This is a genomic window from Acinetobacter sp. YH12116 (assembly GCF_013418895.1).
In the GTDB taxonomy this organism is placed as follows: Bacteria; Pseudomonadota; Gammaproteobacteria; order Pseudomonadales; family Moraxellaceae; genus Acinetobacter; species Acinetobacter indicus.
Map to the genome: position 1 here is coordinate 1 of NZ_VPBE01000042.1, position 14950 is coordinate 14950.

General features: G+C 46.6%; 18 protein-coding genes and 1 rRNA gene. 7 read left to right on the forward strand and 12 right to left on the reverse strand.

What is annotated here, in order from left to right; translation table 11 throughout:
• A 5S ribosomal RNA gene (gene rrf / locus FTU54_RS14190) occupies positions 1-109 on the forward strand; the annotation flags it as partial.
• A 116-nt stretch (positions 110-225) separates the two neighbouring features.
• On the opposite strand, the gene FTU54_RS14195 is transcribed toward rrf, so the two are convergent.
• The 4 genes from FTU54_RS14195 to FTU54_RS14210 form a co-directional block, all read right to left on the reverse strand.
• Positions 226-1614: a dihydrolipoyl dehydrogenase gene (locus FTU54_RS14195; protein ID WP_180047380.1), complete on the reverse strand. Its 1389-nt coding sequence runs from the start codon at positions 1612-1614 to the stop codon at positions 226-228.
• A gap of 82 nt (positions 1615-1696) precedes the next feature.
• Entirely contained in the window at positions 1697-2887 is a 1191-nt protein-coding gene (locus tag FTU54_RS14200) for a hypothetical protein (protein ID WP_180047378.1), read from the reverse strand.
• A 198-nt stretch (positions 2888-3085) separates the two neighbouring features.
• Complete coding sequence (locus FTU54_RS14205; RefSeq protein ID WP_180047376.1) at positions 3086-3508, reverse strand: beta-lactamase hydrolase domain-containing protein; 423 nt, start codon at positions 3506-3508, stop codon at positions 3086-3088.
• A complete protein-coding gene (locus tag FTU54_RS14210; protein WP_005182227.1) occupies positions 3501-3836 on the reverse strand; it encodes a TIGR01244 family sulfur transferase in 336 nt (111 codons plus the stop codon). The genes FTU54_RS14205 and FTU54_RS14210 overlap by 8 nt, the downstream gene beginning before the upstream one ends.
• 124 nt (positions 3837-3960) lie before the next feature.
• Between FTU54_RS14210 and FTU54_RS14215 the strand changes: the two genes are divergently transcribed.
• The 3 genes from FTU54_RS14215 (at position 3961) to FTU54_RS14225 (ending at position 5729) form a co-directional block, all read left to right on the forward strand.
• The gene (locus FTU54_RS14215) at positions 3961-4857 is read left to right on the forward strand and encodes an alpha/beta hydrolase (protein ID WP_075168316.1); all 897 of its coding nucleotides are present in this window, start codon (positions 3961-3963) and stop codon (positions 4855-4857) included.
• Positions 4858-5289, forward strand: coding sequence for a thioredoxin TrxC (trxC, locus tag FTU54_RS14220; RefSeq protein ID WP_016659552.1), 432 nt, complete (start codon positions 4858-4860; stop codon positions 5287-5289).
• Between the two features lie 71 nt (positions 5290-5360).
• On the forward strand, positions 5361-5729 hold the full coding sequence (locus FTU54_RS14225; RefSeq protein WP_171525181.1) for an acyl-CoA thioesterase: 369 nt from the start codon (positions 5361-5363) through the stop codon (positions 5727-5729).
• Positions 5730-5794: 65 nt separating this feature from the next.
• Here the strand turns inward: FTU54_RS14225 and FTU54_RS14230 are convergent, their stop codons facing one another.
• Together FTU54_RS14230 and FTU54_RS14235 are read right to left on the reverse strand one after the other, a co-directional pair.
• Complete coding sequence (locus FTU54_RS14230; RefSeq protein WP_016659551.1) at positions 5795-6301, reverse strand: DUF4442 domain-containing protein; 507 nt, start codon at positions 6299-6301, stop codon at positions 5795-5797.
• 28 nt (positions 6302-6329) lie between these two features.
• Complete coding sequence (locus tag FTU54_RS14235) at positions 6330-6818, reverse strand: YajQ family cyclic di-GMP-binding protein (protein WP_005182257.1); 489 nt, start codon at positions 6816-6818, stop codon at positions 6330-6332.
• 91 nt (positions 6819-6909) lie between these two features.
• Here FTU54_RS14235 and FTU54_RS14240 point away from each other — a divergent pair, with 91 nt between their 5' ends.
• Positions 6910-7224: a rhodanese-like domain-containing protein gene (locus FTU54_RS14240; protein WP_005182260.1), complete on the forward strand. Its 315-nt coding sequence runs from the start codon at positions 6910-6912 to the stop codon at positions 7222-7224.
• Between the two features lie 186 nt (positions 7225-7410).
• Here the strand turns inward: FTU54_RS14240 and mnmC are convergent, their stop codons facing one another.
• Genes mnmC through FTU54_RS14260 form a run of 4 tightly spaced genes read right to left on the reverse strand, consistent with a single transcriptional unit; the run spans position 7411 to position 10752 of the window.
• The gene (mnmC, locus tag FTU54_RS14245; protein WP_180047374.1) at positions 7411-9288 is read right to left on the reverse strand and encodes an FAD-dependent 5-carboxymethylaminomethyl-2-thiouridine(34) oxidoreductase MnmC; all 1878 of its coding nucleotides are present in this window, start codon (positions 9286-9288) and stop codon (positions 7411-7413) included.
• Between the two features lie 30 nt (positions 9289-9318).
• Positions 9319-9801, reverse strand: coding sequence for a hypothetical protein (locus tag FTU54_RS14250; RefSeq protein WP_104504233.1), 483 nt, complete (start codon positions 9799-9801; stop codon positions 9319-9321).
• 5 nt (positions 9802-9806) lie between these two features.
• Positions 9807-10109, reverse strand: coding sequence for a YciI family protein (locus FTU54_RS14255; protein ID WP_005182271.1), 303 nt, complete (start codon positions 10107-10109; stop codon positions 9807-9809).
• A 31-nt stretch (positions 10110-10140) separates the two neighbouring features.
• Complete coding sequence (locus tag FTU54_RS14260) at positions 10141-10752, reverse strand: septation protein IspZ (RefSeq protein ID WP_005182273.1); 612 nt, start codon at positions 10750-10752, stop codon at positions 10141-10143.
• Positions 10753-10796: 44 nt separating this feature from the next.
• On the opposite strand from FTU54_RS14260, the gene FTU54_RS14265 reads away from it, so the two are divergent.
• Positions 10797-11672, forward strand: a complete 876-nt coding sequence (locus tag FTU54_RS14265) for a PHP domain-containing protein (protein WP_180047372.1) — start codon at positions 10797-10799, stop codon at positions 11670-11672.
• A 49-nt stretch (positions 11673-11721) separates the two neighbouring features.
• On the opposite strand, the gene FTU54_RS14270 is transcribed toward FTU54_RS14265, so the two are convergent.
• Together FTU54_RS14270 and radC are read right to left on the reverse strand one after the other, a co-directional pair.
• Positions 11722-12633, reverse strand: a complete 912-nt coding sequence (locus tag FTU54_RS14270; RefSeq protein ID WP_005182277.1) for a bestrophin family protein — start codon at positions 12631-12633, stop codon at positions 11722-11724.
• A 70-nt stretch (positions 12634-12703) separates the two neighbouring features.
• A complete protein-coding gene (gene radC, locus FTU54_RS14275; protein WP_005182279.1) occupies positions 12704-13399 on the reverse strand; it encodes a DNA repair protein RadC in 696 nt (231 codons plus the stop codon).
• A 113-nt stretch (positions 13400-13512) separates the two neighbouring features.
• On the opposite strand from radC, the gene coaBC reads away from it, so the two are divergent.
• Entirely contained in the window at positions 13513-14787 is a 1275-nt protein-coding gene (gene coaBC / locus FTU54_RS14280; RefSeq protein WP_005182280.1) for a bifunctional phosphopantothenoylcysteine decarboxylase/phosphopantothenate--cysteine ligase CoaBC, read from the forward strand.
• Positions 14788-14950: the final 163 nt, after the last annotated feature.

A 14950-nucleotide genomic window follows, 5' to 3' on the forward strand; every position in this document is an offset into this window, starting at 1 on the left:
GACAATAGCAAGAGTGAACCACCTGATCCCTTCCCGAACTCAGAAGTGAAACCTCTTAGCGCTGATGGTAGTGTGGGGTTACCCATGTGAGAGTAAGTCATCGCCAGCTCATTATTCAAAATCCCCCTAGCAAAAGCTAGGGGGATTTTTTTATGCGGGAAATTTGTGTGGGAAATAAAGATAAGTAGAATCAAAATGACAGTGAAATGAGAAAAATAGAGAAGATTAACCTTCCTCTTGATTTCTCAACTGTCGGCGAGCATGTTTTAAAGCCGTTCTTAAACCTTCTTCAAGCGTCGGATGATAGAAAGGCTTAGCAAGAAGTTCATCTAACGTTACCCCTTCATCAATCAGCCAAGCAAAAGTATGGGCAAAATGTTCGGCAGATTTTACAAAGAGTTCTGCACCTAATAATTGGCGTGTACGTTTATCAATATAAATTTCAACAGCACCCTTATTTTTAGCCAGAACCATCGCCCGACCTTGGCGCTCATAAGACACTTTTCCAATCACAAAGTCGATGTTCTTGTTTTTAAGCTGTTTATAGCTTTGGCCAGCAATTGCCATTTCCGGTTGACTAAACACAATACTCAGCGGTGTTAAGTCTTTTAAACTCTTTAGTTTTGGATAATTAAGGTAGTTATGCACTGCACCTCGGCCTTCATGGGCTGCTTCATGCTGAATGGGGGTAGAAGTATGCGCATCACCAACCACAAAAATTGGGTAATTTCCCAGTTGTTTGGTTTGTGGATCAATCGGTAGCTCTTTAAGATTACCAAATTGAGAGTCAATCTGTTGTAGATTCAGCGAATCTAAATGACTACGACGGCCGGTGGCCACCAGTACATAATCAACCATAAGGTGCTGCGTTTGACCTTGCTCGCTAAACTCAAGCTTGACCTGATTGCCTACCTTTTCCACGTTTTGCGGTAAGACTTCAAACTTAATCTTTAATTCATTACTGAGAATATCTTGGGCGAGTTGTTGTAGATCAGGACTGGTCAGTGCACCAACACGGCGACTTCGCGCAAATATTGTGGTATCACACCCTAACCGTTGCATGGCTTGAGCCAGCTCCAGTGCAATGACGCCACTGCCAATCACGGCTAAAGATTTAGGGATGGCGTCTAGTTCAAAGATTTGATCTGAGGTAATGAGTCGTTCGCCGAGCTGCTGCTTCCATTCAGCGTCATAGGTTGGGGTAGAGCCGACAGCCAGAATAAAGGCTTTGGCCTGATATTGCTGTTCATTCACCTGTACGGTTTGAGCATCAATAAACTCTGCCTTGCCCTGAATTTTGTGTTGTGCATCCCAGCTTTCAACTTCTTTTAAAGTGGCCTGGGTGAAATGGTCACGTAAAGCGCGGACATGCGGCATGACCTGTGTGGTATCGACCTGGGCTTTGATGTTGAGACCAACTTTATCTGCTTCTTGCAAATCGTGTAGGCGATGTGCAGCAGAAATCAGCACTTTACTGGGCATACAGCCCACTCGGGCACAGGTCGTATCCCAGGAACCGTCATTAATAATAAGAATATTTTGTGTGTGCTTGATGGCTTCTTGATAAGCAGTGATTCCTGCTGTGCCTGCACCAATAATAATAATGTCGTACATAGGAGCAATTTCAATAAAGAGAGATACTATCGAATATATAAAAAAACCCTCTATTTAGAGGGTTTAATTGCAATTTCTTACATTAAAATTTTATACCAGTTGGCTCGGTTAAAGTTGTGCTAATAGTTCCATTATTATTGGTAGATGTGCCCTTAAATGTAATATTATTGATCATGTGTTCAAAATTCAAAGTTCCACTAGTTTCATTTTTAAAGCTAAAAATATTTTTACCAGTTAAAGAGATGTTGCCAGTGAAAGATTGTATATTACGCTCAGGTATTTCATTCTCAACACGAGTGCCATCAATTGCTGTAATATTAACAAGCTTTAATTCTTTTTCACCATTATTTTTAATACGATAACTCGATGAGCTACTTAGATCACCTGGTGTAGAGTTGAAGATAAAGGATATAGGCTCGGCGAATGAAATATTTGCATTGTCATTTATAAGAACATTAAAACCAGAACCTTTTTCAAACATAAATAACTCACCATCTAAAGACGTCAAATCTTTATAAGTGCTAAAAGCTCCTGTAGTAACTTCTTTTTCAACGGGTAAGTCCGTTTCAGGGTCTATTTCTGTTGTTGTTACAGTAATTTTATAATCACTAGTCGACTCATTAATTAATACAAAGCGCTTTTGATGCTCTTGTTCGACCCATTTCTGTTTGAATGGATATGCAAAAGCCCCTGTGATTGTCACATCATGTAAGTTTTTATCTATATTCTCATTTTCAAAAATAAAAATACGTGTGGTGGCTTGGTATGCTTCTAGATTCGGAGTTATCCCATCATCTTCTAAGCGGATATTCTTTAGGTCATCGCGGGTAATTTCGAAGTCCCAATCATTATAAGCTGGTAATAAAGTTTTAATTTGATCGCCTGTGAATGAGTAACATGCACGATAATCGCTGGTACTTTTTTCAAAACATTTTTCACGATAGAATTCAGGAAAACTGGCAAGATTTACATCTCTAATAGCCAGAGTTAGTTGTAATGGCCCATGTGCAAAAGTATCTAGTGAGTGATCAATATAACCTTTGGTAGTATTTAAATCATTTGCATCATAATTACCAAATAAAAATTGTCCTTCACGTTTTAGAATCTCAAGTTGTTTTGTCGCAATTTCAACAGAGGTACTTGGTGGGGGAGTGGTATTATTAGATTCATTCGATGTAGCGCCACTATCATAATAGCCTTTACTTCCCCCTCCACCACATGCACTAATAAGTCCTGAGAGTGCTAAAATTAATGAGCCTTTAACTAAGTTCATAAAGTTCCCCTAATAAAAAATTATGTATAAGATTTATTTGTATTATGTAAAGATACCATAGAAAAAAAGACGCATATAGCGCCTTTCATGAGTTAACTTAATTAAATTGTCGTCCCCACACTCACCCCCACCGTTGGGCGGACATCCATAGAGCTACAACCTGCCAGTACACATGCACAAATCAGCATGATCCAGATTTTATTCATGCAATAACCCCTGATTTTTTGCCTGATTAAATAAGGCTGCCGAGCGTGAACCACTACGACAGACCATTAAAATCGGTTTCGGCAGTTCGTTATAGTACTTCGCAAACTCCTGCACATCGGCCTGAGAAATTACACCGCTGCTTACGGGTTGATAAATCACGCTAACCCGTGATTTCTCGGCAATGTCACGTAATTGGTTCACTTTCACCGTGTTGCCTGCTTCCTGATCAGGGCGGTTCACAATTACCGATTTAAACCCATCTTGCAGCAAGATCTTAAATTTCTCAGGTGTCATTTGCCCAGAAACACTAAGATTGGCATTTAACGCACGGCTAAAATCACTGGCAGCAACGCATAGGGAGGTCGTGGTCATTGAGAGCGCCAAAACCATCCCTATCCACAACGATTTAGTCATCTAACAGGTCCATTTGTTTGGCCAGTTGATATAAGTTATTTGAGCGGTTGCCGGTACGGCAGAACATCAGAACCGGTTTTGGTAATTCATTAAAGTGATTGGCAAAGGTACGGACATCCAACTCGGTAATTTGCCCAGCCACCACCGGTTGATAGACATAATCTAACCCTGCATTACGCGCTGCATCTTCAATTTGTGCGCTGGTCGGTTGTTCCGGGCCACCTTCCATGTCTGGACGGTTGTTAATAATTGATTTAAAGCCTTTTTCAACCACTTGGGTTACGTGTTCCGGGCCAATTTGACCTGCAAAGCCAACATGCTCACTCATAATGCCACTCCATCATCCATATCTGAATATTATGCTCTATAATACCACTAGCCAGATTTTCGCGCAGATTGTTCTGAAATATTTATAAACGATTACAACCATAAAACAACGCACTGGAGCAGCCATGCATGCCTATACTGTCGAGCCTCTCTATGTCAAAAGCGGTCAGGAGGTCATTGCTGCCGATTTTTACCTGCCAAAAACTCCTACTAAACCAGCGGTTATTTTAATGGCGCATGGTCTGGCCGGCCTGCGTCAGTTCAAGCTGGTGCAATATGCCAAACGCTTTGCCCGTGCCGGGTATGCGGTGGTGCTGTTTGATTATCGCTATTGGGGCGGTAGTACCGGGCGACCACGCGAGCTGGTGTCGTTGTCGCGGCAGCTGGATGACTGGCGTACCATGATTTCACATGTACAGGAACGGCAATCGGTAGATGGTCGACGGATTATCCTCTGGGGTACAGCATTAAGCGGCGGCTATGTCTTAACTCTGGCTTCGCAGTTAAACCATTTAAAAGCAGTGATGGTGCAGGTGCCATTTGTAGATGGCGCGGCCAGTGCCAAGCTGTATCCGATTCAGCAGCTGCCACGTGCCTTAAAAATTTCCAGTCAGGATTATATGGGCGCTAAAGTTGGCTTAATGCCAAAAACCTTGCCGGTAGTTGATCCGAAAGGGCTGTGTTTCTTACCGACGGCGGATAGTTATGAAGGTTATCTGTCGATTTTACATCCAGATTTTTACTGGAGTGGCGAGATTCCGGCACGGGCGCTGTTTCATCTGATCCGTTATCGGCCGATTCAGGATGTGCGCCAGATTAATATTCCGGTGCTGTTTATTGCCGCCAAACGCGACAGCCTGATCCCGATTGAATCGAGTCGTGAAACAGCCACCAATATTGCGCCTTATGTGCAATATCATGAATGGGATATGCAGCATTTTGATGTTTATCATGGCCAATATTTTGAAAAAGCCGTCAAGACTCAATTAGAATTTCTACATCAGCATATTGGAGTAAGCTAAATGATTGTTGTCTGTCCAGCCTGTAGTGCCAAAAACCGTGTTCCGGAGGATAAGCTAACTGCCCATCCAACATGCGGACAATGTCATCAGGCTTTAATTCCACTGGCGCCGATTGACCTGAATGAGCAGAATTTTAGCCAGTTTATCCAGCACAGTGATTTGCCAATCCTGATCGACCTGTGGGCAGAGTGGTGTGGACCCTGCAAGATGATGGCGCCGCATTTTGCCCAGGTTGCGGCGCAATATCCGCAAGTAATTTTTGCCAAAATTAATACTGAAGAAAATCCGCGTTTAAGCAGTGCTTTTAATGTGCGCAGTATTCCCACGCTGGTGTTGATGAATAAGACCACCGAAATTGCTAGAATAAGCGGCGCATTAAGATCGACCGAACTGAAACAGTGGTTAGATCAGCACTTAACTTCAAACCCTTAATCACGCCCGGAGCGAATGTGTCAGATTCTCAACTAAAACCGGAAGGGACGCTCTCTCTTCAAACCATTGCTATGCCTGCCGATACCAACTGGAGTGGAGATGTGTTCGGGGGCTGGATTGTTTCGCAGATGGACTTGGCCGGGGCAATTCATGCCGAGCGTTTTACCCAAGGTCGCTGTGCCACCATTGCCATTAACCAGATGACCTTTCTGGTGCCTGTGAAAGTGGGTGATGTGATCAGCTGCTATACCAAAATCCTGAAACTGGGCAATACCTCAATTCAGATGCAGATTGAAGTCTGGGACAGCCATGACAGTTCACGTGCAGCAAAACGCGTTACCGAAGGCGTCTTTACCTTTGTCGCGGTAGATGTCAAAGGCAACAAGCGTCAGATTTCCGAGGAAGTGAAGCAGAAGTATCTGGAATCGCAAGCTGTATAATTTGTGCACTCAAAGATCAAAAATCCCAGTTCTGAAACTGGGGTTTTTTTATGGTTTAAAGCGGGTTAACGGGCTTTTTTAAGCTGATCTTTACTGACCCAGGCCCAGAGCATTTCACATTGAATTGGTGCTTCACCCGATTCATCGGTCACTTCGACCGCAACCAGCGTTTCACCTTTTTCGGTGTGTTGCATCAAGTGCTGCTGTTCTGCTGTCAGCGTTGCGACTGCGGTCATGGCGCCTTGCGTCGGGCGTTTAAAATCAACTTTAAAGCTTTTAATTAACACAATCGAGTGATCGGGCACATTCATGCCGGTCACAAAGCCGGTGGCAGTTTCTGCAATTAGCGCCATAGCACAGGCATGTACCTGGCCAATATGGTTTTGCATGGCTTTATGATTGTCAATTTTCACCACCACTTTGGCCGAACTGACTTCGAGATATTTTAATTTGGCTGTCCCCACCATAGGCACGATCCGGCCAAAGGCTTTGCTCCACAAAGTGGTGCGAATCACCTGTGGAAATTTTGCTGTCGCTTTGACTAATTTTGCTAAACGATTCGCTTGTGCCATGATCGATTCCTATGCGGGAGCAAAGAGCTTAATCTTTGAAGTTGTTAAATTGCAGTGGCAGGCCAAATTGCTGTTCTTTTAAAAACGCCATCACTTGCTGTAAGGTGTCGCGTTTTTTATCCGTCACACGGATTTTGTCGCCCTGAATAGAAGATTGCACTTTAATGCCGCTTTCTTTAATGGCTTTATTAATTTTTTTCGCGGTATCAGAGTCAAGACCATCTTTGAGCTTCACCGTCTGAATCACGTTTTTACCTGAGGCCGTGGCTTTTTGCGGGTCTAGCGCCTGCACATCAATCTTACGTTTATAAAAATGATTCTCCAGCATGGTATATACTTGCTCACATTGGAAATCACTTTCGGTTTTGATTTTGATCTCTTTGGCTTTCTCATTCAGTTCGATAGAAACATCTTGACCACGGAAATCGAAACGTGTTGCGATTTCTTTTTGAGTATTCTGAACTGCATGATTTACTTCAAAAATTTCTAATTCTGAAACAATATCGAAAGATGGCATAGTTTAGACCTTTACAAATGGAAAGAATATCTGAGATGCTAGGGATGTTTTCTTCATTTGCCAAGTGTTGTTTACATCAAAGGAGTGCACAATGATCCGTAAGCAAGAAATTACAACATTTGAGTTCCCAGAAAATGCAATCATCTGGGATGTCCGTGATGCAAGTGCTTATGCTGAAGCGCATATTCAAGGCGCAGTCAATCAGCCAATTGCCAACTTGTCAGCAGATAGCTTGACTCAGGTGTCAGCGGATCAACCGATTTACATCTTATGTGGCGGTGGCAGCAAAGCGCCGCGCGCGGCTGAATTGTTAGAAGAGCTGGACAGCTCACGTGAATATGTGGTGCTGATGGGCGGTACCCGTGCTGCACGTGATGCCGGTTTGCCTTTGGTTCAAGGGCAATAAGCAAAAAGCGCCGTCAGGCGCTTTTTTATGAACACTGTTGATCATTGACTAAAAAGATCAGAACATTCCCTCATATGATCAAGCATTTTAAATGAAGAAAATAAATGCTCTCCTCGACTTCCACACTAAGCCTGATCTTTCAAACTAAACCGGGCCATCATTCTCGATCTATACAACGTTTTTAGCTTAGGCCTTAAAATACGGTTTCTTGGCTTTGGCTTTCTTTTGAAAACGGCGGATGTTAAGTTTCTCCAGTACCTGCATCGGCACCGGGCAGGCCTCATTTAAAATCTGTGCGGCCAGAATTTCACTGCATAGCGGTGCAAACAGAAAACCTTTGGAACCGAGTCCAGTCAGGCTATAGACTTGCTGTCCGGTTTCAAGTGCTCCAAGCAGCGGGAAATAATCCTGACTTTGCGCACGGATTGACGCACGGCCTTGCCAGCTGTGTGGATCAGGCAGGGTGTCCGCATAGTCGGGGAAGACGCTACGGATCAGCGCCAGATTATGTTCATGATCTTCTCGTAAGACTTCGGCATCATCCCGACCCGGATAAAAAGACGCGCCTAAAATCAACTGCTCTGCATCGAGCTGCATACAGTAACCGCCATAACTATAGGAGCTATCTAAACGCAGCGGTTGCTGGGTATTCTTCAGCCAGCTGACCTGACCCCGAATCGGTTTTAACAGCGGATAATGTTCAAAAAACTGGCCAGATTCACGGGCTGTGCAGACAAAGACATGATCAAACTGGCCCAGAGATTGGTTGTCACTGAACAGTTCCGGTCGATCTGTCGGGTGAATCTGAGTGATTTTGGCCTGCTGATATTGAATCCGCTCATGCGCCAGAATCTCCGCACACAGTTGATGTGGCGACACCGCGCCAGCCTGTAGCAGACGCAGGGCAGGAAATTCTGATCGCAGCTGTGCGTCTAAATCTTTTTCCAGAATACCTGGCGGATATTCATCGGCCAGTGCCAGCAGCTGTTCCGGATTTTTTAGCCCAAGCTGATTGACCTGAATCGGGCGGAAGGCCTGAAACTTTGCATAATGATTTAAGGCATGTTGCCAGGCCAGGGTCATTAAATGGGTATGGCTCTGTTCAATAGCACACAGCTTGGGATTGAGCAGGGCTAGCGGATTACCCGAGCCACCCGCCAGTGGCGCGCTTTGATCATACAGAGAAACTAGATGGCCACGCTGGGCAAAAGCCCAAGCTATGCTTAAACCGGCAATACCGGCACCAATAATGGCAATATGCCGTTGCTGTACAGAGGTCGAAGGAACTGAGGTTGCTGGTTCAGTTTCCCGTTCTGGGCTAAGCGGTTCTTCTGGCGCTAACCAGATGCCTTTTAGCATTTCGCGTTTATGGCCAAACCCGCGCGGCCGGGAAATATGAATCCCGTGCTGTCTTAAACCTCGCTTTAACACCCCGGCTACACTAAAGGAAGCGAAGGTAGTGCCGACATCTGACAGGCGAATAATATGATTGAGCACCTGTTCTTCCCACATATCCGGATTGCAGGAGGGCGCAAAGCCATCTAAAAACCAGGCATTGACCTGTGTGGTTTTGGCCATCATCGGAAAGACATCGTGCGCATCACCGAGCCAAAGGTCGATAGAAAAACGCTGCTCCGGAAACGACAGGCGATGACAGCCGGCCAGTGGTAATGGGTACTGGGCAATCAGCTGATCGGCCAGAGGTTTTAATTCTGGCCAGGCATTTAAGGCGCGAATTAAATCGGCTTTGGAAAGCGGAAATTTCTCCACCGAAATGGCATGTAAATGGCTGTGATTCTCAGGACGCACCTGTTGCCACAATTGCCATAAGGCCAGAATATTCAGGCCGGTGCCGAAGCCAGTTTCTCCGACACAGAAATATTCATAATCTTGCAGGGCTGCCAGACGCCCGGACAGGTCATTACCGTTTAAAAATACATGCCGGGTTTCCAGCAGGCCATTGTCCTTGGAAAAGTAGACATCCCCAAACTGTTTTGATACCGGGACATCAATGCCCTCAATATGTTGCCAATCGAGATCGGCGGTTTGAATGCGATTAGACAACACCCAGATTACCTTTAATGAAGCAGAACATTACCACTGACGGCGACGTTTGGTATACACATAGCTGGCCACCAAAAAGCCCAGCAATACGCCGACAGCCAGCGTGGCAGCGCCGTAAAGAAACATCTGCGCGCTACGTTCACTTTGTAAGACCTGAACCTGTACACCCAGATTGTCATTTTTCAGCTGCAGTTCCTGGTTTTGCGCCAGTGCTTCCAGATTGGCTTTTTCCAGCTGTTGCAGGCGGCTTTCCTGATCTTTGACCAGCGCCTTGATTTTAGCTTCCTGTGCCGCTTTATTCTTGGCTAGCTGCTCAGCGGTCAGCGGCTGGTTGGCCGTTGCCGGCGCTGTGGTGGTGGCCACAGCCGGTATAATCGCCGGTTTGGCTGGCGTTGCGACCGCTGGCGTGACTTGAGCCGTGGTATTTATAGCAGCGGGTACAGCCGGTTCAACGGCCCACAGTGCAGAACAGAAGAAGGATAGACCCAGTAGACTCGGGACAACAACGCGCATGCAGCTTATCCTTTAGGAAATGCTTTATTAAAAGGTTTGACTTCAATCTGGCCATAGACGCCTGCTTTCAGGAATGGCTCATCTTGCAGCCAGGCATCAAGGGCTTCACGAGAATCAAAATCGACAATAATGGTACTGCCATAAAAGCCCGCTTGTGGATTGGCCGGATCTTTCGGCATCGCACCGGCGACAATTAGACGGCCTTCATCATCCAGCTGTTGCAGACGTTCAAGATGTTGCGGACGAATGGCCAGACGTTTTTCGACGGTTCCTTCGTTATCGGTACAGGTCACCACAAATAAAGGCATAAGGTATTCTCGCTCAAGCGGACTGAAGGATTTATTCGGCAGTTTTAAAGTATTTACGCAATACAATAAACTGAATAATGATAAAGGAAAACATCACAATCATGTCACCAAAAGCAGTGAATTCTCCCCAGTATTTTCCACCCATAAAGATATAGGCAAAGAAGCCGTGCAGGAAGGACATTAATAGAAACATCCCGACCCAGGCATAGTTCAGTTTCATCCAGCCTTTGTCGCTTAAATTGAACACCGGACCAAACAGGCGCTGGATTAACGGCTTGCGATCTTTGCTGAACCACGGCGACAGCAGGAAGGCGCCAGCAAAGACCAGATTCAGCAAGACAGCTTTTAGGCGAATATAGAAGTCATCGCTCAGCATTAGGGTAATACCACCAAAAATCACGGTCATAAACAGCACAATCCACTGCTGTTTGTCCAAACGGAATTTTTGCGACACAAATAGCGCACCATACACCACTAACATGGAAATGATCAGACCGGTGGTGGCCACAAGAATATTATTGTTATCCACACCACCGGCAGAGCCGATCATTTGCAGCAAAGGATGGTGGGTATCTTTTGGATCTACAGTTTTATATAAATAAAAGAAAATAATGAGTGGCACAAAGTCTAAAAGTGCTTTCATGTTAGAGTATCTAAATCTGATCAAATAAATGTCATAGTATAGAGATGCACGGCGTAGATTTACATACACATAGCAATATTTCTGATGGAACTTTAAGTCCGCAGCAATTGATTGCTGCAGCAGCTGAACTGTCGATCCATACGCTGGCATTGACCGATCATGACAGCATGGATGGAATTGCACTGGCTCAGGAAGCAGCGAAAAATCACGGGATTAAGCTCATATCTGGCGTGGAAATTTCCAGCCAGTGGTCACGTCTGGCGACCAAAAAAAGCTATGCTGTGCATATTGTGGCCTTGAATATGCAAAATCCGGCGCCGATGGCGGCACTACTGGCCCAGCAAAAAAATATTCGTGCTGCGCGCTCCAAACAGATTTGCGAGCTGCTAATTCCGCTGATTGGTGAAGATATTTATACCGATGTGATTGCCAAGGTAGATAATGTCCCGGATCGGGTGACCCGTACCCATATTGCCAAAACTCTGGTGGAAAAAGGCTATGTCAGCCGGCCGCAGCAGGCCTTTGATAAATACATTAAAGAAGGCAAAAAAGCCTATGTGAAATTTGAAGGCTTGGGCTTGGAGGAAACTATTCAGGTGATTCATGCCAGTGGCGGTTTTGCGGTGCTGGCGCATCCGACCCGTTATGACCTGTCGGCGACCAATATCCGTTACCTAATTGAAATTTTCGCCAAATTTGGTGGAGATGCCGTCGAGTTGCCGCCGGCGATTGATCCAAGTTCTACCCGGCAGATGGTGGACCGGATGATTGCCGAGCATGGCTTAAAAGTCTCGGTCGGTAGCGATTTTCATGGTGAAAATATGCCGTGGATGAAACTGGGCAATATTCCCAGCCTGAAACCGGGGCAGGTCGGAATTTGGGAAAGTTTTGTCAATCCATCACCGGCGCTGACTGCGTAAACGTATTTCAGCATCAAAAAAAACCTCAGCTGGGCTGAGGTTTTTTGCTTTAGAGCAGGTTATTGTCCTGTGCCTGAATTGGTGGTGGTGTCGGTTTCCCCAAAGTCGAGAGTAATTCGATTTCAATGGTGCGCACCATCGCATCTAAAGGCAAGTCATTACTTTGCGTACCAAATGGCTCTTCAATTTCCGAGCTTAGGGCGTCCAACCCCAAGAAGGTATAAGCCAGAATCCCGACCAGCAGCGGTGTCGCCAGCCCCAGCGTCGAGCCCAAGCTAAACGGCAGCATAAAGCAGAAAAAGTACACGGTACGGTTTAGCAATACCGAATAGGCAAACGGCAGCGGGGTGGTGGCAATCCGGTCACAACCGGTTTGCACCAGGCTGAGTTCCATCACATGCTGGTTCATCTGGCTGTAAATAATATCGGAAATTTCACCTTCTTTTAGGGCCTGCATCAGTTCCCATTGAATCAGGCTGAGGGTATATTGCGGCGCATTGGCCTGTTGATACAGCTGGGTTACGGCCTGCTGGCTCATACCGCTGGTTTCTACCAGTTCAGTCGGATTGGCAGTTTGATGGCGCAGACGGTCACGCAACACATTGGCAAACACAATCACATGCTGAATCACCCGTTCCCGGCGGCCTTGGGCCAGCATCCGGCAGTCGCGGTCAAAATGGCGCGCATTGGCAATTAACATGCCCCACAGTTTGCGGGCTTCCCACCAGCGGTCATAACAGGCCGAATTTTTAAAGCCAAGGAAAATCGACAGCACCACCCCAATTAAGGTAAAGCCGATCAGGGGGAAATCAGAGAAGTGAAAATACCCGACATAGGACAGGCCGCCGACAATCGCCGACAGCAACATGACCACGCCCAAAGGTGGTAACACCTTCGGTAAGATGGTACCTCGCCAGGAAAATAACAGCCTAAATACGCTCGGTTGGTCACGTACAATCATGTCTGGGAATCAGCTTAAGTTTTTCATGATCTTCTGTGCTGGCCGGGTTTTTGTCAATATGTTGCGCTGCTTAAAATGTCGACTTGATGAGTTGATGTTCAGCAAAGGAAAAACTGCCTTCGGGAGCAATAATACAATGATCAATCAGGCGGATATCAACCAGCTGGCAGGCCTGCTGGATGCGCTGGGTCAATTGTAAATCGGCCGGTGAGGGCTGTGGCTGTCCCTGAGGATGATTATGACTGATCACCAGCGCCGTAGTGTTTTTCTGGATGGCAAAGCGTAGCAGCTGGTTGATCGAAATTTCACATGAATTGAGCGCGCCAAAAAACAGTTTCTTAAAACAGATTTTGCGCAGCTGCGCATCCAGGCACAATACTGCAAATACTTCCTGAGTTTCACCGAGCAGTTCAAAGCGTAAATAGTCCAGTAGCAGCCGGGAGGAGCTGAGTTCCAGTTTGTCCTGCTGCAAATGCTGGGCGGTATAGCGCCGGCCCAATTCCTTGACCGCCATCAGCTGGCTGTATTTACTTGGACCCATGCCATGAAACTGGCTTAAATCGGGCAGGGCGGCATCGAGTACCGCATTCAGGCTGCCAAAGGCCTGTAATAAATGACGGGCCAGTTCAACGGCAGAGTACTGCTGGGAGCCGGAGCGCAGGAAAATAGCCAGCAGTTCGGCATCGGAAAGACTGTGCGCGCCGTACTGGATCAGGCGTTCACGCGGACGCTCCTGTTCCGGCCAATGTTTAATACTGAAGTTCATTGTTATTAGACTTATTGGTGATGAATTGTTATGGATTTCGCCCAGACATGTCTTGGGAATGACAATATTTAATGCTATTGTGAGCCCCACTGCAACAGAAAGGTAAGCTGTTCGTGAGTTTTGATTTAAGTGTCATTCCTAATAAAAATATTATTGTGGGTATTACTGGCGGTATTGCCGCCTACAAAAGTGCCATTCTGGTTCGCCGTTTAAAGGACGCTGGCTTTAACGTCCGGGTGGTGATGACCGAAGGGGCACAAGCCTTTATTACACCGCTGACCTTTCAGGCGTTGTCGGGCAATCCGGTGCATACCCAGTTGCTGGACCCGGAAGCCGAGGCCGGCATGGGGCATATTGAACTGGCACGCTGGGCCGATCTGGTGCTGATTGCACCGGCCAGCTGTGACACCCTGGCCAAATTTGCCGCCGGTCTGGCAGATGACTTGTTATCGACTTTATATCTGGCCACCAGTGCCCCGGTCTGGGTGGCACCGGCCATGAATCAGCAGATGTGGGCGGCCAAAGCTACGCAGCGCAATCTGGCGACGCTGGTAGACGATGGCGTGCATGTGATTATGCCGGAATCCGGCTCACAAGCCTGTGGTGATGTCGGTCTGGGCCGTATGCCTGAGCCGGAAGAGCTAGCGCGTCAGGTCACCGATTATTTCCATAAAGCGCAGCGTGCGATTGCTGAAAAATTTGGCTTACTGGCCAGCAAGCATGTGGTGATTACCGCCGGGCCAACCCGTGAAGCAATTGATCCGGTACGTTATATTTCCAATCATAGTACCGGGAAAATGGGCTTTGCCCTGGCAGCAGCCTGCTATGCAGCTGGCGCCAAAGTTACGCTGATTGCCGGGCCAGTCAGTCTGGATACACCAAACGGGGTCCGCCGTATTAATGTCTCTTCAGCCGTGCAGATGCTGGACACCAGTATGCAGTTGCTGGATGAAGGCTGTGATGTGTTTATTGCCACCGCGGCGGTTGCCGATTATCGCGTGGCTGAAGTTGCAGAACACAAAATCAAAAAATCCGGAGATGAACTGGATATCGCCTTAATCAAGAATCCGGATATTGTGGCGACTATCGCGCAGCAGGACAAACGTCCGTTTATGGTCGGCTTTGCCGCTGAAACGCGCAATGTGGAAGAATATGCGGCCGGCAAACTGGTGGCGAAAAAGCTGGATATGATTGCCTGCAATGATGTGTCCCGTGCAGATATCGGCTTTGCCTCTGATGAAAATGCCATGACGGTGTTCTTTGCTGAAGGCTATCATCTGCCAAAACGCGATCTGGAAAAAGCCTCCAAGCAGGAAATTGCCCAGCAGCTGGTCGAAGCCATTCATGATGCCTTGCACCATGATCCGGCGCAGGATGAAGCCTTCTGATCTTGTCAGAATAAATAAAAAAGCCCTGCAAGTGCAGTAATGCCAGTCAGTTAAGAGATTGACTGGCTTTTTCTTGGGTATTTTTGAGGTTTTCCTTTTACAACTCTTGGGTAACTCCTCATCCGTCTCTCAGGTAAAACATATCTATCAGATTTCTCCATTA

Coding starts and splice junctions, on each gene's coding strand:
- FTU54_RS14270 (WP_005182277.1), bottom strand. CDS start 12,633: ATGATTGTACGTGACCAACCGAGCGTATTTAGGCTGTTATTTTCCTGG.
- FTU54_RS14265 (WP_180047372.1), top strand. CDS start 10,797: ATGCACGGCGTAGATTTACATACACATAGCAATATTTCTGATGGAACT.
- FTU54_RS14225 (WP_171525181.1), top strand. CDS start 5,361: ATGCCTGCCGATACCAACTGGAGTGGAGATGTGTTCGGGGGCTGGATT.
- FTU54_RS14200 (WP_180047378.1), bottom strand. CDS start 2,887: ATGAACTTAGTTAAAGGCTCATTAATTTTAGCACTCTCAGGACTTATT.
- FTU54_RS14250 (WP_104504233.1), bottom strand. CDS start 9,801: ATGCGCGTTGTTGTCCCGAGTCTACTGGGTCTATCCTTCTTCTGTTCT.
- FTU54_RS14195 (WP_180047380.1), bottom strand. CDS start 1,614: ATGTACGACATTATTATTATTGGTGCAGGCACAGCAGGAATCACTGCT.
- radC (WP_005182279.1), bottom strand. CDS start 13,399: ATGAACTTCAGTATTAAACATTGGCCGGAACAGGAGCGTCCGCGTGAA.
- FTU54_RS14230 (WP_016659551.1), bottom strand. CDS start 6,301: ATGGCACAAGCGAATCGTTTAGCAAAATTAGTCAAAGCGACAGCAAAA.
- FTU54_RS14205 (WP_180047376.1), bottom strand. CDS start 3,508: ATGACTAAATCGTTGTGGATAGGGATGGTTTTGGCGCTCTCAATGACC.
- FTU54_RS14260 (WP_005182273.1), bottom strand. CDS start 10,752: ATGAAAGCACTTTTAGACTTTGTGCCACTCATTATTTTCTTTTATTTA.
- FTU54_RS14210 (WP_005182227.1), bottom strand. CDS start 3,836: ATGAGTGAGCATGTTGGCTTTGCAGGTCAAATTGGCCCGGAACACGTA.
- FTU54_RS14235 (WP_005182257.1), bottom strand. CDS start 6,818: ATGCCATCTTTCGATATTGTTTCAGAATTAGAAATTTTTGAAGTAAAT.
- FTU54_RS14255 (WP_005182271.1), bottom strand. CDS start 10,109: ATGCCTTTATTTGTGGTGACCTGTACCGATAACGAAGGAACCGTCGAA.
- FTU54_RS14240 (WP_005182260.1), top strand. CDS start 6,910: ATGATCCGTAAGCAAGAAATTACAACATTTGAGTTCCCAGAAAATGCA.
- trxC (WP_016659552.1), top strand. CDS start 4,858: ATGATTGTTGTCTGTCCAGCCTGTAGTGCCAAAAACCGTGTTCCGGAG.
- FTU54_RS14215 (WP_075168316.1), top strand. CDS start 3,961: ATGCATGCCTATACTGTCGAGCCTCTCTATGTCAAAAGCGGTCAGGAG.